This is a genomic window from Billgrantia tianxiuensis, from assembly GCF_009834345.1.
Classification (GTDB): Bacteria; Pseudomonadota; Gammaproteobacteria; order Pseudomonadales; family Halomonadaceae; genus Halomonas; species Halomonas tianxiuensis.
Genome location: NZ_CP035042.1, coordinates 1,959,249 through 1,977,835 on the forward strand (window position 1 = coordinate 1,959,249; position 18,587 = coordinate 1,977,835).

Sequence of the window (18,587 nt, forward strand, 5' to 3'; positions counted from 1 at the left end):
AAGTGTACGGAAGGGTGGGGCAAGGGACAAATCCCGCTCGAAAGCGATACCATCAGAGCAGGGATTCGCCGGAGCCATGAACATGAGCGAGATACTACTGCTTCACGAACCGCTCATCCGCCTTGGTATCTTCCTGCTGGTGCTCGCGGCGATGGCGCTGTGGGAATTCCGCGCCGCGCGCCGTGAGCAGCGGATACGGCGCTGGCAGCGCTGGCCCGGCAACCTGTCGATCCTGGTGCTGGATACGCTGGCCGTGCGCCTGCTCTTTCCCCTGGCGGCGGTAGGGGCTGCCCTGGTGGCCGCCGAGCGTGGCTGGGGGCTGTTCCATCTGCTCTCGGCGCCGCTGTGGCTGGCGCTGCCGCTCTCGGTGCTGCTGCTGGACGCGGCGATCTATTTCCAGCATCGACTGTTCCATGCCGTGCCCTGGCTGTGGCGCCTGCACCGCATGCACCACGCGGACCTCGAGTTCGACGTGACCACCGGACTGCGTTTCCATCCGCTGGAGATCCTTATCTCAATGGCCATCAAAGTTGCCGTGGTGACGCTGCTGGGGGCGCCTGCCGTGGCGGTGCTGATCTTCGAGGTCCTGCTCAATGCCACTTCCATGTTCAATCATGGCAATGTGCGCCTGCCCGAGTGGCTCGACCGCCGGCTGCGCCTCATCGTGGTCACGCCAGACATGCATCGCGTTCATCACTCCATCGTGCGCCGCGAAACCGACAGCAACTTCGGCTTCAACCTGCCCTGGTGGGACCGGCTGTTCGGCACCTACCGCGACCAGCCCGGCGCCGGGCACCTCGGCATGACGCTCGGCATCGAAGCGTTCCGCGACCCCCGCGAGCTGAGGCTGGACCGCATGCTGATCCAGCCCCTGCTGAATCCCAAGCCATCTACCGCACAGAGCGGAGGGCAGGAGCCGCAGGGTTAGGCTTTCTTCCGGCGGTATGCTTCCACCAGCGTCGCCGGGTCGTGCTCGGCGTGGCCATGATTGACATGGGCGCGCATCAGTTGTGCGGCAAGACCGCTCATGGGCGTGGCGCTGCCGGCGCGTTGACTCTGGGCCAGCGCCAGGTCGAGATCCTTGAGCAGGGTGCGCAGGTGCCAGGCCGGGCTGTCGAACTCGCTCGCCGCCATGCGCGGAGTGAGGATCTGGAACGGCTTGGAATCGGCGAAGCCGCCGGCCAGCGCCTCGGTCAGGCGGCTGGCGTCCACACCGCTGGCCTCGGCCAGGGCCACCATCTCGGCGATCACCGCCGCCTGGCAGCCGACGATCATCTGGTTGCACACCTTGGTGACCTGGCCGGCACCCACCGGGCCCATGTGTGTGACCCGCGCCGAGAGCGGGGCGAGTAGGGGGCGTACGGCGTCGACGTCCGCTTCCGCACCGCCGCACATAATCGCCAGGCTGCCGGCCTCGGCCCCCGCCACGCCACCGGAAACCGGTGCATCCACCCAGCGCATGCCACACTCTTCTTCCAACCGCTCGGCAAAGCTGCGCGTTGCCGCCGGGTCGCTGCTGGAGAGGTCGACCAGGCGCTGGCCCGCGCGGCCATGCGCCGCTACGCCGCCCTCGCCGAACACCACCTCTTCCACCACGGTGGTGTTGGCCAGGCACAGCAGTACCACGTCTACGTTTGCCACCAACTCACCGATGGAGCCGGCGAGCGTGGCGCCGGCCTCGCGCAGAGGCTCGGCCTTGGCGGGGGTGCGGTTCCATACCGTGACGGCAAAGCCGGCTTCGAGCAGGCGGCGCGTCATGGGGTCGCCCATCAGACCGATGCCGATGAAGCCGAGGCGGGGCTGTGTCATGTCGTCTCTCCAGAGTGAGTCAGGGAAGCGGAACACTTAGCATGCTTGATGGAAGCATTTTCCATCAACTACAAGAGCGGCCCGGGCTTCGGTAGAGGCGACGGACAAGTGCGCTAACGAGCCCGTGTACGGCTACGCTTCAAGGCAGCCATTTAAATGGAGCCGGTCATGAGTGATGCAAAAAACACACGAGCCACGGTGATCCCATGCCTGCGTTATCGAGATGCTCCCGCCGCCATCGAATGGCTCTGCCAGGCATTCGGCTTCGAGAAGCAGTTCGTTGCCGCCAACGAGGATGGCACCATTGCCCATGCCCAACTGACGTTCGGCAACGGAATGATCATGTTGGGCTCGGCCACGGACAGCGAATTCGGGCATCTGATGAAACAGCCGGATGAAATCGGTGGCGCAGAGACGCAGTGTGCCTATCTCGTCGTCTCGGACGCCGATGCCATCTATACCCGAGCCAAAGCGGCCGGTGCCCAGATTGCCATCGAGATCAAGGACGAGGATTACGGCGGGCGGGGTTTCAGCTGCCGCGACCCGGAAGGCCATTTATGGAACTTCGGCACCTACGACCCTTGGTAAGGCCCGATGAGGCAGTTCAGGAGACATGAAGATGTCAGGGCATCGAATCTTCTCGACACCTTTCGCGGCGGTGTATCCCATGTATGTGGAAAAGGCCAAGCGCAAAGGTCGCACGCAAGAGGAGGTGGATCGCGTTATTTGCTGGCTTACCGGCTATGACCACGCTGGCTTACAGCTTCAGATAGAACAGGAAGCTGATTTTGAAACCTTCTTTTCTCAGGCGCCAGCGATGAATCCACGCAGCTCACTGATCAAGGGCGTAGTTTGCGGTGTCCGCGTCGAAGAGGTTACGGATCCACTGATGAAGAAGATCCGCCAGTTGGACAAGCTTGTCGATGAACTCGCCAAAGGCAAGCCCATCGAAAAGATTCTAAGGCAATGAGACCCGGGCGCCTCCTTTCAGGCGCCCGGATGAAGCGAAGGTTCGACCGAAGGTTTGGCGTTTAGCCTGTCATTCTGCCACTGAGCTGGTCGCGCAGGCGGTCGATCATGCCGACGCCGGGGCCCACGGTCTTGTGGAACAGCTCAGAGTGGGGCGCGCTGGGGTGGGGGCGGGTCGGTGCCAGTTGCTTGGCTTTTTCCACCTTCCTGCCTAGTTCGACAAGGTCTTCGCCGGGGATGTGCTCGCGCATCTTGGGAAACTGGTCGGCTTCCTCGTCCTTGGCGTGGTGGCGTAGCAGCTCGTCTAGCTTGTGCACGCGATCCAGAAAGGCTGGTTCGGCGGCATCGGCATCTTCCAACTGCTTCATCACCTGCACGATCTCGTCGTGTTCCTCCCTGTCGTGCTCGGCTTCCTCTTTCCCGTCTGGGATACGCTTTTCCATGGCCGGGTAGACATACATCTCCTCGGCAACGGAGTGACGCATTACCTCGGCAATCAGCGTATCGGTCAGGTCGCGACGCTGTTCGGCATCGGGCGAGCGCTGGATCTGGTCGAGCAGATCCTCCATTTCGCGATGATCGATAGTGAGAATGTCGACGACGTCCTGGGCGGACGTGGTGGTGTTCTGCACGGTCATGAGACTCCCTCCATTGAGTCGTTGTGCCCTTTGCTACGGGGCCATCTCAACATAGTCGCAAGCGTCGGCATCAGCCAAACCTGGCGCAGCCTCTCGCTGCCCGCTTATGCTGGGCCAACCCGATTGGAGCGGTGCGCCTGCCGGTGCGCCGGTGAACAAGGAGCCAGTCATGCGACTCAGGGTGCTGTCGGATCTGCATCTGGAACATTTCGATGAAGGACGCGAGTTGCCGGACGTGGCGGCGGACGTCGTCATTCTTGCCGGTGACATCCACCGCCATGCGGAGGGGCTTGCCTGGGCCGCGGTGCGTTTCGCCGGGCTGCCGATCCTCTACGTGCCGGGCAACCACGAGTTCTATGGCAGCTGCATGCCGTTGCTGCGTCAGGCGCTGGCCGCAGAGGCCGAGCGGCTGGGCATTCATCTGCTCGACAATCGTTCTCTCACGCTGGGTGGCGTGCGCTTCCATGGCACCACCCTTTGGACCGACTTTGCGCTTTATGCCGATGACCCTGTCTTCGACCCGGCGCTGACCGAAGAGAAGGCGCGCTGGTTGATGCCGGATTTCAGCATCATTGAACAGCCGGAAGGGGAGACTTTCAGTCCGGCCGAAAGCCAGCGGTTGCATACTGAAGCCCTGGCTTGGCTGGCGGTGGAGCTGGCCAAGCCCTTCGACGGGCCTCGGGTGGTGATCAGCCATCACGCGCCATTGGCGGAGTGCATTCCGCCGCGCTACCGCGGCGATGCGCTGTCGCCGGCTTTTGCCTCGCATCTGCCAGCCATGATGGGACGCATGGATCTATGGATTCACGGTCACGTGCACGAGCCGGTGGATAGCGAAGTCAATGGCACGCGGGTACTGGCCAACCCGGGGGGCTACCCCGGGGAGTTCGAGCCGCCCCTGTTCGTGCCGGATCTGATCATCGATGTCTGAGGAAATCACGTAATGAAGGGAAGTTGTCTATGCGGCTCGGTGACCTACGAGATAGATCGACTGGACATGCCGATACAGCACTGTCATTGCCGTACGTGCCAGAAGGCGCATGCGTCGGCATTTGCATCCACGGCGGGTGTCATGCGCGAGCATTTTCGTTGGCTTGCGGGGGATGAGGTGCGGGCTTTTGTCGAGTCCTCTCCCGGCAAGAAACGCTGGTTCTGTCGCGCTTGCGGTTCGCACCTTGTCGCCGAGCGCGAAGGGCTGCCGCACGTCATCGTGCGAGTCGCTACGCTGGACGCCGATCCGGGGGCTCGGCCGGAAGCTCACATTTGGACTTCCCACGATTCACCCTGGTTGGCATACGAGGGGCTGCCTTCATACCAGGAGTGGCCGCCGGAGCGGTAACTGCGCAAGCTACCCGGCGCCAATCTGGCGCCGGGTTCGGTGTTGCCTGGCTACATCACTGCATGACGTGGAAGCTGGCGGCATTCAGCCACAGGTGAACGAGGATGCTGGCGGCGTAGCCCAGCGCGATCACCGGTGTCCAGCGCAGATGCCCGGCAAAGGTGTAGTAGCCGCGGGCCTGGCCCATCAAGGCAACCCCGGCGGCGGAGCCGATGGAGAGCAGGCTGCCGCCGACTCCGGCCGTCAGCGTAATCAACAGCCAATGGCCATGAGACATCTCCGGCTGCATGGTCAGCACGGCGAACATCACCGGAATGTTGTCCACCACGGCGGAAACCAGACCCAATGCGATATTGGCCCAGGTGGCATCCCAGCCGTTGTAGAGCAGCTCGGAAACCAGGCTCAGATAGCCGAGAAAGCCCAGTCCTCCGACGCACATCACTACCCCATAGAAGAACAGCAGGGTGTCCCACTCGGCTCGTGCGACGCGGTTGAATACGTCGAACGGTACCACGCTGCCGAGCTGGGCCAGGCGGCGCTCGTCGCCCGCGCGGGTGTAGCGCTCACGCTTGCGTTCCAGCGAGCGGGGTAGCGTACGGCGCAGGTAGTAGCCGAAGAACTGCAGGTAGCCCAGCCCCGTCATCATGCCCAGTACCGGTGGCAGGTGCAGCAGGCTATGGCAGGCCACGGCAGTGGCCACGGTGAGCAGGAACAGGGCGATGATGCGCCGCGCACCGCGCTTGAGGTCGATTTCCTCCTCGACGCCGTCCGGCCTGCGGTTGCCGATGAACAGGCTCATGGCCACCGCCGGCACCAGGAAATTGACCAGCGATGGAACCAGCAGGGCGAAGAACTCGTAGAACTGCAGCATGCCGGCCTGCCACACCATCAGCGTGGTGATATCGCCGAAGGGGCTGAAGGCGCCACCGGCATTGGCCGCCACCACGATGTTGATGCAGGCCAGGTTGATGAAGCGCTTGTCGCCCTCGGCCACCTTGATCACCACGGCACACATCAGCATGGCGGTGGTCAGGTTGTCGGCCACTGGTGAGATCACGAAGGCGAGCCCGCCGGTCAACCAGAACAACTGGCGATAGCTGAAGCCCTTGCGCACCATCCAGGCACGCAGCGCATCGAACACCCGGCGCTCCTCCATGGCGTTGATATAAGTCATCGCCACCAGCAGGAACAGCATCAGCTCGGTGAACTCGAGCAGGGTTTCGCGGAAGGCATGCTCAGCCTCGTCGGGCATGCCGGCCTGCACGTAGACCCAGCCGATCATGAACCAGATCAAACCGGCCGCGACCAGCACCGGCTTGGATTTGCGCATGTGAAGTTTCTCTTCGGCCATTACCAGTGCATAGGCGAGCACGAACAGCACGACGGCGACGAAGCCGACCATGGAATTGGTCAATACGAGCGGTCCGGTAGCGGCGTGCGCTAGCGGGCTTGTGAGGACAAGGGCAACCACGAGCAACAGCAAGGCCGGGCCACGGAAAGACCGGAGCCTGACGGAGGTGGAACAGCCGAAGGGCATGGGGAAGTGTCCTGAGAAGGGAGCGGGAGAACTCAGCGCCTATATAGCATGACATGCTGCATTGCGATATCGCCCAAGGGGCTTTGCGCCATGCCAGTTTGACATAGGCGAAGGGGGGCCGGCGCACGCTCGGTCAGGCCATGGCTGAGGAGTATGCTAGCGTGTAGCCACCCCCTTGCGAGGGACGGGAATCGAACGAAGAGAAGAGCGGGAGGGTGGTATGTACATCGCCGTGATGACGGTACGGATTTCCCTGCCTGGCTGTGCGTCGTTGAAGGAGAAGCGGCAGCGCATGGGTGGCCTGCACGAGCGCTACGGCCGCAACCCGGCAGTGGCGGTTTGCGAAAGTGGTGAGCACGACCGGCTGGAGGCAAGCGAATGGACCTTCGTGGTGGTGGGCAACGAACGACCGAAGGTGGAGTCGCTGTGCAGTGAGATCGAGGACAAGCTGCAGCGCACGGTGGACGGCCGCGTGATGGAGGTGTCTCGGGAGCTGCTGTAGGCCTGAGAGGCGAGGCAGGTTTGTCGGATACGGCATCGGCTAATTTTGCATTGCATCATAATGCAGCAAAACAGCTCTTAAGTGAGCTTCGGTGGTGCAGAAGGGGGTGAGCTGGCGGCATATGGCACAAAGCCTGCGTAGCTGTTTTTCTTGCAGGTCTTTGTTTGGTAAGGAATTCTGTAATTATTGGCGCAGTAATCGCATTATGTTGGTTAGCTAACCGATCAACGCTGCAGGAAGGTCGGCTTCACCTTCCTCGGCAACGTCGCCAACGGTTAAGGACCAGGGCGATGTACCGATGTGAGCTGGCGTGCTCCACCTGACCCCCTTCGGGGGTCTTTTTTATTTTTGGCTAGGGTGAGCGCTTGGCAACTTTGCCGCAACTCGACCTTGGTCGTGTGCAAAAAAGCGTATGCAAAGAAAAAGCTGCCAGGGCGCACCCTGACAGCCTATAGGGGGCTAGCCGTTCTTCGAAGCTTCCTGCTTCATGCCTCGATCCATGAGGTGGAACGGAAGAGGGCGCTTAGCGGCCCTGGTTCTTACCACCCTTGCGGCCGGCTTCTGAAGCCTTCTGCGGGTCGTTGGCAAAGTTGCCGCCGCTTTGCTGGCCGCCCTTGTGGCCGGCTTCGGAGGCGCGCTGCGGGTCGTTGGCGAAGTTGCCACCGCTTTCGTGGCCACCTTTCTGGCCAGCCTCGGAAGCGCGCTGCGGGTCGTTGGCGAAGTTGCCGCCGCTTTGCTGGCCGCCCTTGTGGCCGGCTTCGGAAGCGCGCTGCGGGTCGTTGGCGAAGTTGCCGCCGCTTTGCTGGCCGCCCTTGTGGCCGGCTTCGGAAGCGCGCTGTGGATCATTGGCGAAATTCCCGCCGCTCTGCTGGCCGCCTTTCTGGCCAGCCTCGGATGCTTTCTGCGGGTCATTGGCAAAGTTGCCACCGCTGTGTTGGCCACCTTTTTGGCCGGCCTGAGAGGCTTTTTGCGGATCGTTGGCAAAGTTACCCGGATTCTGGTTGCGCTGTGCCATGTCAGATCTCCTTCCTAAGTTTGCCTGTGCATCACAAGCGAGATCGTACGTCCATTTACCGGCTTTCCGGCACTGCTGGCGTCTGCCATCACGGTTAAACGTAGGAACGGCTAACCGGTGCATCAAGGCAAGTCGGGTTTCGCAATGCAAAGAAAAGTTTGCTTATCTAACGAAAGATTGCCCACAGCGGCAATTCGCTTTACGCAGCACCATTTTATTGGCGATGAGCGATGTGAAGCGATGAAGTGCTTGCTTTTGAGCTAGGGTATCGACAGGTATCCAGCAGGAGGCGAGGGAAGCGCCATGCCGGTATTCGTTGTGTCAAGCGGCTTACTGCTGATCGGGTTGGTGGTCTTCGATGCCGTCCAGACCACTCTTTCGGCTTCCCGGTCAGGACCGGTGACCAGGCTGCTGGGTCGCTTTGCCTGGTTCACGGCCCTAAGGCTGTACAAACGCCTCGCCAGGCATGCTCTGCTACAGGCCGTTGGGCCTTGGGTTACGGTCGCTCTGCTGATGACCTGGGTGGGGCTTATCTGGCTCGGCTGGTGGCTGGTGTTCAATAGTCACGAAGCCGCTGTCTTCCATCCCGACTCCGGTACCTATGCCAATGCGTTGGAGCGGCTCTATTTCGTCGGCTATACCATCACTACCCTGGGTTACGGCGACTTCGTGCCCGGCCCGGGGAAATGGCAGGTACTGGCGATAGTGGCAGCGGCCAACGGCTTCTTTCTGCTGACGCTGGCCGTGACCTATATCCTTGCGGTCATGTCCGCTGTGGTACAGAAACGCCAGTTGGCGATCGCCATCCACGCCTTGGGGGCCACGCCCGGCGAGATCGTGCGGCGGCTGGAGGGAACGGGGGATTTCGTCGAGCTGGCCAGCCAGGTCGACGACCTGAGAATGACCATTATCAGCGTGGGACAGCAGCATCTCGCCTATCCGATCCTTCACTACTACCACCAGGAGAACCCCAGTAGGGCTCTGCCGGTGGCTATGTTCAAGCTCTACCAGGCGCTCACCATCGTGTGCCACGCCCATGCTTCCCTGGACCCCTCGGTACGAACCAAACTGCAGGCGGCCCTTTACGCACTGGAAAGCTTCCTCTCGGTGCTCAGTCATGACTTCGTGCGTCCCGCCCGCCGTACGCCGCGGATCGAGTCGGCTTGGCTGCCGTCATCAACGGCGTTGGACAAGTCTTCCGCTGAGATATGCGACCATTTGGAACAGTTGACAAGCCAACGCATCTGGCTGGCTTACATCGAAAAGGATGGCTGGGAGTGGCAGGCGTTGTGGACGCATTAGATTGATGTAGATCAACAAGAAGAAAAAAACCGACATTCGATAGTCTTAGGCCTCTGGCGCGGCTTGGGCGGCTAATGCTTCATGGCAAGCGGAACGTCATCCGAATAATTCCAATACCTGCCTACTCACAGCAAGAACGGCCACGCCATGAAAACGTACGCAAACAAAGGGAATGGGTTCGCCAGCTTCAAGCGGATGTTGGCGTTCAATCTGCAGAACAAGATCCTGCTACTGGTACTGGTGCCACTGATTGTCTCCTCTTCGTGCTTGCTGGTGCTCGAGGGACTGGAGCGCATCGATTCGAATCGCGTTCAATTGGCACAGCAGCGCGAGCTAATGCTCGAGTCCCGGCGGCATGGGGTCGAGAATATCGTTTCCATGGCAAGGACATTGGTCGCGAGCGTGGCCGGCGGCACTGGAGACACCGAGGCGGCTCAGAGAACCGTCATCGAGCTGCTGCGCGACTTGCGTTTCGAAGAGGACAACTATGTGTTCGTCTTCGACGACGAGGGCACCATGCTGGTACAGCCCGCCGTACCCGAGCAGGAGGGGCGCAACATGCTGGGCGCCCAGGACCCCAACGGCAAGCCATTGATTCGGGACATGATCGAGATCGCACGCGATGGAGGCGGGCGCTACGAGTACGAATGGCGTAACCCGGCGAGCGGTGAAGTGGAGCCAAAATACTCCTTTGCCGTTGCCTTTCCCGAATGGAACTGGGTACTCGGTGCCGGTGTGTATGCCACCGGTGTGGATGCCGACATGGCAGTAATCGAAGAGGTGGCCAGGCAGAATCTGATCCAGACGCTGTTGCGGCTCTGGGTCATTGCTTCAGTCATCAACCTGACCATTACTTTCTTTGCCATTTGGATTACTCGCCGCACGGTCCGCCAGATTCGCCAGACCGCCAGCGATATGAACGAGATCGCCCAGGGTGTGGCCGAGGGCAGGGGCGATCTGACTCGTCGTTTGCGCGTCACCAGCCGCGATGAGATCGGTGAGCTTGCCAGGCAGTTCAATGGCTTCCTGGCGCGCATACAGAGCACGCTGAGAGAGGTGAGGGCCGGGGCCAACGATGTCTATTCGGCTTCGTTGAGCATCGCCCGCAGCAGCGACGAGTTGGCGGTGCGCACCGATCAGGCTGCCGCCAGCCTGCAGCAGACCTCATCGGCGATGGAACAGATCACCTCGACGGTAGAGAACAATGCCGAACACACCGGGCAGGCGGACCGACTGGTGCGAGGCAGTGCCGAGGTGGCTCGCCAGGGCAAGGAGTCGATGCAAAGGGTCGAGGAGACGATGGAGCGGATCAGCGCCTCCTCGACCAAGATTGGCGAAATCGTCTCGCTCATCGACGGCATTGCCTTCCAGACCAATATTCTGGCGCTCAACGCCTCGGTCGAAGCTGCCAGGGCGGGTGAGCACGGGCGTGGCTTCGCCGTGGTGGCCCAGGAGGTGCGCTCCCTGGCGCAGCGCTCGGCAGATGCGGCCCATGAAATCAAGGCGTTGATCGAAGCATCGATCACGCATACCCGACAGGGCGCCGATATCGTGCATCAGGCCGGTGTCACCATGCAGGAGATCTTCGACAGCATCGCCAAGGTCAATGACGTCATCGCTGAGATTAGCGCCGGCTCACGCGAGCAGAGTATCGGTATTCACGAGGTCAATACGGCCGTCAGTCAGATGGATACCATGACCCAGCAGAACGCGGCGATGGTGGGCCACAACACCGATGCCGCAGCCGCCATGCGCAACCAGGCGGAAAAGCTGACACGATTGATCAACACCTTCGTGCTTGGCGGGGAGCAAGGGCAGGCTGTTGCATTGTCACCGGCGATGGAGCATTTGCCGGCACCGGCCGCTGCTGCGACCATGGCTGTCCAAGGAAAAGAGCCTGCGCGTGGAAAGGAGCCTACCGAGGTCGAATGGGAAACCTTATAGGCGGCGTTGATATTTCACCATGCTTGCCCAGGAGCGGTAGAGCAGCGACGATGAGCCAGAGGAATGGAAAGGGAGTGTGTCTTGGCCGACACCACATCGTCTAAGAGTGCCATCCCGGTAGGTATCAGTGCCTGCCTGATGGGGGAGCAGGTGCGCTACAACGGCGGGCACAAGCGTTCCCGCTACTGCCTGGAGGTGCTCCAGGAGTGCTTCGCCTTCGAGCCGTTCTGCCCCGAACTCGAGGCTGGTCTCGGTGTGCCGCGGGAGCCGATCCGCCTGGTCGGTGCCCCGGTGAGCCGCCAAGGGTGGTGGGCACCGACGACCCGACTCGCGACGTCACCGAGCGATTGCGCGAGGCCGGCGAGGCGTTCGTCGCCCGCCACCGGCACCTGCGTGGCTTCATCCTGATGAAGGGGTCGCCGAGCTGCGGACTCGAGCGGGTCAAGGTCTATCACGAGAACGGCATGCCCAGCCACGCCGACTCCGGTTTGTTCGTGCGCGTGCTGCGCGAAGGCTTCCCCGAGCTGCCGCTGGAGGAAGAGGCGCGCATGAACGATGCCGTGCTGCGCGAGAACTTCATCACCCGGGTGTTCGCCCTCGACGACTGGAAGCGCCACGTCGAAGAGGCGAACGAGTACCACGCTCTGATTCAGTTCCACAGCCGCCAGAAGTACCTGCTGATGGCGCATCACGTGGAAGCCTACCGCGAGCTGGGCCGCTATCTGGGCAGCGAGGCGCATGCCCTGCCGCTGGAGGAGGTCAAACACTCTTACTTGCAACGCTTCATGGCGGCGCTGTCGCGCCCGGCCACGCGCAAGACCCATACCAATGCGCTGATGCACGTGCTCGGCTACCTGAAGCAGGCGGTGGACAGCGAGGTCAAGCAGGACCTGCTGCAGGCGGTGGAGGAGTACCGCCTGGGCCACGTGCACCTGGCCGTGCCGGTGCGCCTGCTCAACCACTACGTGAAGCGCCACGGCTCGGCGTACATCCGCCAGCAGACTTACCTCGATCCGCACCCCTACGAGCTGGGCTTACGAAATACCATTTGAACAGGGCCGAATTGATAGGGGCCGGGCGAATTCATGCCTCCGCCCGGTGGCGACCGAACTGCAGCTCCGCCAGGTGGCGATAGAGCGGGCTCTGTTCGAGCAGTTCGGCATGCCGGCCGGCAGCGACGAGTTGTCCTTCGTCGAATACCAGCAGTCGATCGGCCGCGGTCACCGTGGCCAGCCGGTGGGCGATCACCAGGCTGGTGCGCCCTGCCATCAGCCTGTCCAGTGCCTGCTGCACCAGGCGCTCGCTCTCGGCGTCCAGCGCGCTGGTGGCCTCGTCGAGCAGCAGCACGCGGGGATTCTTGAGCAGCGCGCGAGCTATCGCCAGGCGCTGGCGCTGGCCGCCGGAGAGCTGCACACCGCCCGGGCCGAGCTGGGTATCGAAGCCGTGGGGTAGGGCCTCCACGAAACCCAGTGCGTTGGCATCGCGGGCGGCGGCACGAAGCTCGTCGAGGCTGGCGTCGGGCTTGCCATAACGCAGGTTGTCGGTCACCGAGCCGGTGAACAGCACCGGCTCCTGGGCGACTAAACCCATGGCGGCGCGCAGTTCGCGTGGGTCCAGCGCGCGCAGGTCGACCCCATCGAGGCTCACGCGGCCCCGGTCGGGGTCGTGGAAGCGCAGCAGTAGCCCGAGCAGGGTGCTCTTGCCGGCCCCGGAAGGCCCCACCAGGGCGATACGCTCGCCGGGTCGAATCCACAGGTCGAGGGAATCGAGCGCCGGTATCGTGCGACCCGGGTAGGCAAAGCTCACATTCTCCAGGCGGATCTCGCCGCGCAGCGGCTGGGGCAGGGGCGTCGGCTGCGCCGATGGGCGGATGCCCGGCTCGGCGTCGAGCAGTTCGAGCAGCCGTTCGGCGGCGCCGGCGGCCCGCTGCACGTCGCCGGCAACCTCGGCCAGGGTGGCCACCGCCCCGGCGGCCAGCACCGCATAGAAGACGAAGGCGGAAAGCTCGCCCGCGCTCATCTCGCCGGCCAGCACCGCCTGGCCGCCTTGCCACAGCATCAGGCCCACCGCGGCGAATACCGCCAGCATGGCCGCTCCAGTCAGCCAGGCGCGCTGGCGGGTGCGCACCACGGCGGTGGCGAAGGCTTGCTCGACGCGCTCACCGTAGTCGTGGCGGTCGATGTCTTCGTGGGTGAAGGCCTGCACGGTGCGGATTCCGTCGAGAGTCTCGCTGGCGTAGCGGCCAAGCTCGGCCACCCGGTCCTGGCTGTAGCGCGAGAGACGGCGCACGCGGCGACCGAACCACAGGATCGGTAGCACCGTGGCGGGGATGCCGATCAGCACCAGCGCGGAGAGCCAGGGCTGGGTGATCAGCATCAGCGCCACCGCGCCCAGCAGCATCACCAGGTTGCGTAGTGCCAGCGAGATCGACGAGCCGAACAGGGTCTGCAGCACGCTGGTGTCGGTGGTCAGCCGCGAGGCGATCTCGGCGGGGCCGCGGTCGCGGTGGGCCGCGCTCTCGAAGAAGGCCGGCTCGAGGTCGAGCAGGTGGTCGTATACCTGTCGGCGCAGATCGGCGGCCAGCCGCTCGCCGATCCAGCTCACTTGGTAGTAGCGCAGTGCGGAAGCTCCGGCCAGCACGCTGACCACGCCGAGCATGGCGGCCAGCGTCTGGTTGAGGCGGGCGCTGTCCTCGGCGAGGAAGCCCTGGTCGATCACCAGGCGCAGCCCCTGGCCCAGCATCAGCACGCTGGCGGAGGCCAGCAGCAGCGCCAGGGCAGCGATGGCCAGCCGGGTACGATAGGGCGCCAGCAACGCAATCAGGCGCAGCAGAATGCGGGGGTCGGGGCGAGAGGTCATGGTGGGCGCGTCGCTCGTGGCAGGCATACAGACACGATACCAGCGGCCTGGGATCGCCAAAAGCGACGAGGCGCCCAGCGGCGTCTCGTCGCAAGGTGAGACCTGTGTGTCTGGTCGTGACTTTTCAGGCCAGCAGTCGACTCCAGCTGCCGTACTCGCCGCGGATCGCGCCTCGCCGCAGGCTCAGTGCGATCACCGCCGCGCCGCAGGCCAGGCTATTGACGGTCGCCAGCAGGTCGGCCCCGTGCAGGAAGGGCACGAAGAACAGCATGCTGCCCAGCGGGATCAGCAACCAGCGTACGGGGCGGGCCGATTCGGCCATGGCGATCACGCCCACGGTGATGATCAGCGCGCCGACCAGGTGATCCCAGTTGGCCAAGGTGCCTTCGGCACCGAAGGTCACCCGCGTGAACATCAGCCAGGCGCCGATCAGGATACACAGGGCGAGGTTCCAGGGCAGGTTCACGCCGGTGGAAAGCGCGTCGCCGATGATGGTGGTGGGCTTGCGCTGGAAATCCTCGTCCACCGATTCGTTGGGTCCTTCGTCGGTGTCGCCGGTGAAGAAGATCTTGAGCACCGGAGCACCGGCCTTGTGGCGCCGCTTGAGGAACTCGCCGGTGGCGACGAACTCGTTGAAGGCATAGGCGATCTGCAACAGCATCGCGCCGGCCTGGATCAGGCACAGGGTACACCAAGTGCCGATCAGGATCGGCTGGATGATGATGAAGGTCACCGAGACCACGCCGAGCGGCACGATCAGCACGCCGAACGAGGCGACGATCCAGGGCATGGTGCGCCAGCGGTTGGCCGCACCGATGAAGCCGAGCAGGATCTCCAGCATGTAGACGATGCCGCCCAGTCCGGCATCGGGTACCGGCCACGCCTCGGAGGCTTCGGAGGTGATGATGTCTTCGGTGCCGTTGAGCCCACCGCGGGTACCGTCGAAGAACGGGTCCCATACGGCATCGATATGGCCGAGCTGGTAGGCGGCGAGATAGCGCGAGACGAAGAAGCCGATGAAGGCCAGCACGATGATTGGCATGCGCTGGAACCAGCTCGAGGGATTGTTGTTCCAGCCTGGCGGCGTGGTGGGGCCGGTCATCGCCGCGGCGGGCGATATTCCCGGCGCCGGTCGCACCATCGCGGCAAAGCCGATGGCCAGGGTGCCGACGATGGTACCGTTGAGGTAGGCGGCGGCACTTTCGCTCCAGAACACCAGCGGGGCGAACAGCACCCACAGCCCGATTGCGGCGCATACCCAGCGCGCCCAGCTCAGCTTCAACGACAGCGAAAGGGCGCCGAACAGTGCCAGCAACAGGCCCGAGGCCATATCGCTCACGGCCATGCCGCCGCCATAGCCGAGCGTGGCGGGGGAGACCACCAGCCAGGCACCCAGGGCGACGTTGAAGAAGTGCGCCCACAGGAAGCGGTAGTGCTCGCGCTGGGCGTGGGCCTGATAGTCTTCGAGCACCCGCTCCGGATTGACGCCCTTCTCCTCGGCCTCCTCGATCCAGTCGGGCGGGGTGATGCCGTTGGCCTGGTACCAGTCGTGGGGATCGGCGAGCAGATTGTCGACCATGGCCTCGAGCGTGTCGAAGACCTGATGGTGGGGCTCCCAACCCAATTGCTCCCGAGCGCGGCGGATATCGAGTTCGTAGTGGTCGTCGGCCATGTCGATCATGAACGGCCGGATGAAGGGTTTCTCGCCCTTGTCGAAATCGTCCGGTACCAGCGGTTCGCTTTTCTCCTCGAGTAGCGCGCCGGTCTTGGCCAGCGGTTTCGGCATTACCACGGTTTTCCACTTCTTCTTGCCGTGGATCAGCTCACCGAGCCGGTTCTGCAGCGCCTCGTAGCTGACGGCGTGCTCCTCACCGATGAGAATTTCGTTGCGCTCGGGCAGTTCGCGACGGCGGTCGATGGTGCGGCGGAAGGCATCGATCATGTCTTCCTTGTGCACGCAGGCCTGGCCGGCGTTGGTGTTGCCCGAATAGAAGTGGCTCTTGAAGGTATGCTCGTAGATTCGCGCGATCTGGTGTGAAAGTGTGGGTACGCTGGTTTTCTCGTCGTACATGCCGGCGAGCCGCAGCAGGGTGTAGGGCATGCGGGCATGTTGGCGAATCACTTCTTCGGTGCGCGCCTTGGACTGCGGGTAGGGCCAGGTGGGGCCGATCGGGGTCTCTTCGCTGACCCGATGGCCTGGCACCTGCGGTTCGTGTACCAGCATGGTGCTGGAGTAGACGAAGCGCTCGACGTTCATGCCTTCGAGGGCGTCCAGCAGGTTTCTGGTGCCTTGCTCGTTGACCTTCTCGTAGAGTGGCGACTCCTCGCCGGTGAAATCGAAATAGGCGGCCAGATGCACCACTGCGGCGATGTCGCGGCCGTTTCGCTCGGCGATCTTGTCCATTGCCTCACGGATGGATGCGACGTCGGTCAGGTCGAATTCGTAGCTTTCGTCTGCCTCTTCCGCTTCGCTCCGGTCCAGGGCGATGATCCGGTAGTCGTCCTTGAGGCTATGGGTCAGGGCGGTCCCCACACCTCCCGACGCTCCGGTGATGATGACCAGCGGTTTCCTTCGGGTTGCCACTTCCTTGTCCTGCATGGCCAGGGTTCCCTCCTCGCTGCTGCATTGAAGCGCCTTCGCGCTACTGCACATTCAAGCTAGTCGGGTTTGGGCCGTCACAGCAAACGCGACTTGTCGCCTCGCGCGTTTCTCAGTACAAGAAAGAGAGGCATGCGCTGGTCGTTATGGCCGCTTGTCGTATCGTCAGGAAGGGAAAAGGAGTTTCTTGCTCATGAAGAGTGTCGTTGCCATTCGCCACGTTGCCTTCGAGGATCTCGGCATTTTCGAACCGATTCTCGAGGAGTTCGGCTATCGGATTCGCTACCTCGACCCGGGGCTGCTGGGGCCGGATGCCCTCGAGGCGCTGGACGTCGACAGCCCCGAGCTGATGGTGGTGCTTGGCGCACCCATCGGGGCCAACGACGATGCGCTCTATCCTTTCCTGTCCGCGGAGCTGGACGCCATTCGCCATCGTCTCGACTCGGGACGTCCGCTGCTTGGCATCTGCCTCGGTGCCCAAATGATCGCCCGGGCGATGGGCGGCAGAGTGTTTCGCATGCCGCAGAAGGAGATCGGCTTCGCCGATGTCTCGTTGACCCGCGACGGCCAGGAAGGGCCGCTGCGCCATGTCGGTAACCCGGACGTCGTGCTGCACTGGCATGGCGATATGTTCGAGACGCCGCCCGGCGCCACACGCCTGGCGTATAGCCACGCCTGCTCCCACCAGGCCTTCGCCGTGGGCGAGCAGGTGCTTGGCCTTCAGTTTCACCTCGAGGTGGACCCCGCCAGGATCGAACCGTGGCTGATCGGTCACGCCGCCGAGCTGGCAGCGGCGGAAATCGATCCGGTAGAGCTGCGCGAGCAGGCCGTACGCTACGGCCCCGGGCTCAAGCAGCGTGGGCAGCAGGTCCTGCGCGAGTGGCTCGCGACGACGGAAGCGGCCTACGGCATCGAGTAGCGACCACTCCGTGAAATGGCGCGCCGGGGTCAGCCCTGGCGTTTCTTCAACTGCTCCTTCAATTGCTTGGGCACCTGCTTGATGATCAGGCGATCCTGGTTCTCGTCGTACTCGATACTGGAACCGAGCAGATGGGAGTCGAAGCTGATCGACATGCCGCCGGCGCGCCCGGTGAAGCGGCGGAACTGCCGCAGGGTGCGCTTGTCGGGCGGAATCTCGGGGGAGAGGCCGTAGTCGGCGTTGCGAATATGGTCGTAGAAGGCCTTGGGCTGCTGCTCGTCGAGTAGCTCGGAGAGCTCCTCCAGGGTGATCGGCTCGCCGCGGCCGGCCTGCTCGTTGGCATAGTCGATCAGCGCTTCGGTCTTCTCCCGGCTCTGCTCCTCGGGCATGTCCTCTTGCTCCACATAGTCGCTGAAGGCCTTGAGCAGCGCGCGGGTCTCGCCGGTGGCGTCGATGCCCTCGGTGGCGCCGAGCACGCCGGCCAGGTCCTCGGAGAGCTTCTTGCCGCCGCGGTCGTGAATCCACGATAGGTAGTGCCGGGAAGCGGCGCCGTCGCGCCACTGGGTCAGGTTGATGCGCAGACCCAGACTCATGCGTGCCAGGTTGAGCTGGGTGGCGGGTACGACTTGTAGCGAGTCGGTGACACCGAACCCTTCGCGCTGATGCAGCAGCGCTAGGGCGAAGTAGTGCGTCTCGCCCTGACGGTAATCGATGCACAGCAGATGGCCCGAGACCGAGAGGTGGGCATCGACCACGGGCAGCAGTCGCTCGGCGGCCTCGCGGGTGAAGCCTGTGAAATCGCGCTTGCCGTCGAGATAGTCGGCCAGGATGGTGGCGAGCCCGGCAGACGCCTCGGCCTGGTCGTCGCTTGCGGTCACGAAGTGCCCCCAGGCCTTGGTCTTGGCATGGTAGGCATCGTGGAAGCGCGAGAGCAGCTCCTCCAGCAGTGCCGTGGTCGTCAGCTCCGCGGTAGCCGGCTTCAGGCTGGCGGGCTGGTCGCTTCCGGCCTTGTCGATGTCGTGAACGATGCAATGCTGTATCGGCATGACTTGTGATCCTGCGAAGCGAAGGGAGGCTGCGAGAGGGCACGGGAGGGCTGTGCCGGCAAGCAGAAGGGCGAATCATACCCGGCTCATGGGCCAGTTCAACCCAGGG

18 protein-coding genes are annotated in these 18,587 nt (G+C 63.2%); 11 read left to right on the forward strand and 7 right to left on the reverse strand.

Going from position 1 to position 18,587, the window contains the following annotated elements; all coding sequences use genetic code 11:
* Positions 1-82: 82 nt before the first annotated feature.
* Positions 83-928, forward strand: a complete 846-nt coding sequence (locus EKK97_RS09090; protein ID WP_159551278.1) for a sterol desaturase family protein — start codon at positions 83-85, stop codon at positions 926-928.
* On the opposite strand, the gene EKK97_RS09095 is transcribed toward EKK97_RS09090, so the two are convergent.
* Complete coding sequence (locus EKK97_RS09095) at positions 925-1,809, reverse strand: NAD(P)-dependent oxidoreductase (RefSeq protein ID WP_159551280.1); 885 nt, start codon at positions 1,807-1,809, stop codon at positions 925-927. The genes EKK97_RS09090 and EKK97_RS09095 overlap by 4 nt on opposite strands.
* Positions 1,810-1,977: 168 nt before the next feature.
* Here EKK97_RS09095 and EKK97_RS09100 point away from each other — a divergent pair, with 168 nt between their 5' ends.
* Positions 1,978-2,397, forward strand: a complete 420-nt coding sequence (locus tag EKK97_RS09100) for a VOC family protein (RefSeq protein ID WP_159551282.1) — start codon at positions 1,978-1,980, stop codon at positions 2,395-2,397.
* 31 nt (positions 2,398-2,428) lie between these two features.
* Positions 2,429-2,779: a DUF2200 domain-containing protein gene (locus tag EKK97_RS09105; protein ID WP_159551284.1), complete on the forward strand. Its 351-nt coding sequence runs from the start codon at positions 2,429-2,431 to the stop codon at positions 2,777-2,779.
* 61 nt (positions 2,780-2,840) lie between these two features.
* On the opposite strand, the gene EKK97_RS09110 is transcribed toward EKK97_RS09105, so the two are convergent.
* Positions 2,841-3,416, reverse strand: coding sequence for a hemerythrin domain-containing protein (locus tag EKK97_RS09110; protein ID WP_159551286.1), 576 nt, complete (start codon positions 3,414-3,416; stop codon positions 2,841-2,843).
* 169 nt (positions 3,417-3,585) lie between these two features.
* On the opposite strand from EKK97_RS09110, the gene EKK97_RS09115 reads away from it, so the two are divergent.
* Complete coding sequence (locus tag EKK97_RS09115) at positions 3,586-4,347, forward strand: metallophosphoesterase (protein WP_159551288.1); 762 nt, start codon at positions 3,586-3,588, stop codon at positions 4,345-4,347.
* A gap of 12 nt (positions 4,348-4,359) precedes the next feature.
* Positions 4,360-4,755, forward strand: coding sequence for a GFA family protein (locus EKK97_RS09120; RefSeq protein WP_159551290.1), 396 nt, complete (start codon positions 4,360-4,362; stop codon positions 4,753-4,755).
* 55 nt (positions 4,756-4,810) lie between these two features.
* Here the strand turns inward: EKK97_RS09120 and nhaD are convergent, their stop codons facing one another.
* Complete coding sequence (nhaD, locus tag EKK97_RS09125; RefSeq protein WP_159551292.1) at positions 4,811-6,292, reverse strand: sodium:proton antiporter NhaD; 1,482 nt, start codon at positions 6,290-6,292, stop codon at positions 4,811-4,813.
* 220 nt (positions 6,293-6,512) lie between these two features.
* Between nhaD and EKK97_RS09130 the strand changes: the two genes are divergently transcribed.
* A complete protein-coding gene (locus EKK97_RS09130; protein ID WP_159551294.1) occupies positions 6,513-6,794 on the forward strand; it encodes a DUF503 domain-containing protein in 282 nt (93 codons plus the stop codon).
* 523 nt (positions 6,795-7,317) lie between these two features.
* Here the strand turns inward: EKK97_RS09130 and EKK97_RS26225 are convergent.
* Positions 7,318-7,809, reverse strand: a complete 492-nt coding sequence (locus EKK97_RS26225) for a con-10 family general stress protein (RefSeq protein WP_159551296.1) — start codon at positions 7,807-7,809, stop codon at positions 7,318-7,320.
* Between the two features lie 303 nt (positions 7,810-8,112).
* Here EKK97_RS26225 and EKK97_RS09140 point away from each other — a divergent pair, with 303 nt between their 5' ends.
* The 4 genes from EKK97_RS09140 to EKK97_RS09150 all read left to right on the forward strand — a co-directional run bounded on the left by EKK97_RS09140 (position 8,113) and on the right by EKK97_RS09150 (position 12,107).
* Positions 8,113-9,111: a potassium channel family protein gene (locus EKK97_RS09140; protein WP_159551298.1), complete on the forward strand. Its 999-nt coding sequence runs from the start codon at positions 8,113-8,115 to the stop codon at positions 9,109-9,111.
* A 147-nt stretch (positions 9,112-9,258) separates the two neighbouring features.
* Positions 9,259-11,055, forward strand: coding sequence for a methyl-accepting chemotaxis protein (locus EKK97_RS09145; protein ID WP_159551300.1), 1,797 nt, complete (start codon positions 9,259-9,261; stop codon positions 11,053-11,055).
* 81 nt (positions 11,056-11,136) lie between these two features.
* On the forward strand, positions 11,137-11,463 hold the full coding sequence (locus tag EKK97_RS25755) for a 2-thiouracil desulfurase family protein (protein WP_340162948.1): 327 nt from the start codon (positions 11,137-11,139) through the stop codon (positions 11,461-11,463).
* Positions 11,361-12,107 (forward strand): YbgA family protein, encoded by a 747-nt coding sequence (locus EKK97_RS09150; RefSeq protein ID WP_340162949.1) that lies wholly within the window; start codon positions 11,361-11,363, stop codon positions 12,105-12,107. The genes EKK97_RS25755 and EKK97_RS09150 overlap by 103 nt, the downstream gene beginning before the upstream one ends.
* Before the next feature lie 31 nt (positions 12,108-12,138).
* Here the strand turns inward: EKK97_RS09150 and EKK97_RS09155 are convergent, their stop codons facing one another.
* A complete protein-coding gene (locus EKK97_RS09155) occupies positions 12,139-13,914 on the reverse strand; it encodes an ABC transporter transmembrane domain-containing protein (protein ID WP_159551302.1) in 1,776 nt (591 codons plus the stop codon).
* A gap of 124 nt (positions 13,915-14,038) precedes the next feature.
* The gene (locus tag EKK97_RS09160) at positions 14,039-16,513 is read right to left on the reverse strand and encodes an NAD-dependent epimerase/dehydratase family protein (RefSeq protein ID WP_159551304.1); all 2,475 of its coding nucleotides are present in this window, start codon (positions 16,511-16,513) and stop codon (positions 14,039-14,041) included.
* A gap of 193 nt (positions 16,514-16,706) precedes the next feature.
* Here EKK97_RS09160 and EKK97_RS09165 point away from each other — a divergent pair, with 193 nt between their 5' ends.
* Positions 16,707-17,432, forward strand: a complete 726-nt coding sequence (locus EKK97_RS09165; protein ID WP_159551306.1) for a glutamine amidotransferase — start codon at positions 16,707-16,709, stop codon at positions 17,430-17,432.
* 29 nt (positions 17,433-17,461) lie between these two features.
* Here the strand turns inward: EKK97_RS09165 and yejK are convergent, their stop codons facing one another.
* Positions 17,462-18,478, reverse strand: coding sequence for a nucleoid-associated protein YejK (gene yejK, locus EKK97_RS09170; protein WP_159551308.1), 1,017 nt, complete (start codon positions 18,476-18,478; stop codon positions 17,462-17,464).
* Between the last annotated feature and the right edge of the window lie 109 nt (positions 18,479-18,587).

Coding starts and splice junctions, on each gene's coding strand:
- EKK97_RS09105 (WP_159551284.1), top strand. CDS start 2,429: ATGTCAGGGCATCGAATCTTCTCGACACCTTTCGCGGCGGTGTATCCC.
- EKK97_RS09090 (WP_159551278.1), top strand. CDS start 83: ATGAGCGAGATACTACTGCTTCACGAACCGCTCATCCGCCTTGGTATC.
- EKK97_RS09115 (WP_159551288.1), top strand. CDS start 3,586: ATGCGACTCAGGGTGCTGTCGGATCTGCATCTGGAACATTTCGATGAA.
- nhaD (WP_159551292.1), bottom strand. CDS start 6,292: ATGCCCTTCGGCTGTTCCACCTCCGTCAGGCTCCGGTCTTTCCGTGGC.
- EKK97_RS09095 (WP_159551280.1), bottom strand. CDS start 1,809: ATGACACAGCCCCGCCTCGGCTTCATCGGCATCGGTCTGATGGGCGAC.
- EKK97_RS09120 (WP_159551290.1), top strand. CDS start 4,360: ATGAAGGGAAGTTGTCTATGCGGCTCGGTGACCTACGAGATAGATCGA.
- EKK97_RS09165 (WP_159551306.1), top strand. CDS start 16,707: ATGAAGAGTGTCGTTGCCATTCGCCACGTTGCCTTCGAGGATCTCGGC.
- EKK97_RS09160 (WP_159551304.1), bottom strand. CDS start 16,513: ATGCAGGACAAGGAAGTGGCAACCCGAAGGAAACCGCTGGTCATCATC.
- EKK97_RS09100 (WP_159551282.1), top strand. CDS start 1,978: ATGAGTGATGCAAAAAACACACGAGCCACGGTGATCCCATGCCTGCGT.
- EKK97_RS26225 (WP_159551296.1), bottom strand. CDS start 7,809: ATGGCACAGCGCAACCAGAATCCGGGTAACTTTGCCAACGATCCGCAA.
- EKK97_RS09130 (WP_159551294.1), top strand. CDS start 6,513: ATGTACATCGCCGTGATGACGGTACGGATTTCCCTGCCTGGCTGTGCG.
- EKK97_RS09145 (WP_159551300.1), top strand. CDS start 9,259: ATGAAAACGTACGCAAACAAAGGGAATGGGTTCGCCAGCTTCAAGCGG.
- EKK97_RS09140 (WP_159551298.1), top strand. CDS start 8,113: ATGCCGGTATTCGTTGTGTCAAGCGGCTTACTGCTGATCGGGTTGGTG.
- EKK97_RS09110 (WP_159551286.1), bottom strand. CDS start 3,416: ATGACCGTGCAGAACACCACCACGTCCGCCCAGGACGTCGTCGACATT.
- yejK (WP_159551308.1), bottom strand. CDS start 18,478: ATGCCGATACAGCATTGCATCGTTCACGACATCGACAAGGCCGGAAGC.
- EKK97_RS09155 (WP_159551302.1), bottom strand. CDS start 13,914: ATGACCTCTCGCCCCGACCCCCGCATTCTGCTGCGCCTGATTGCGTTG.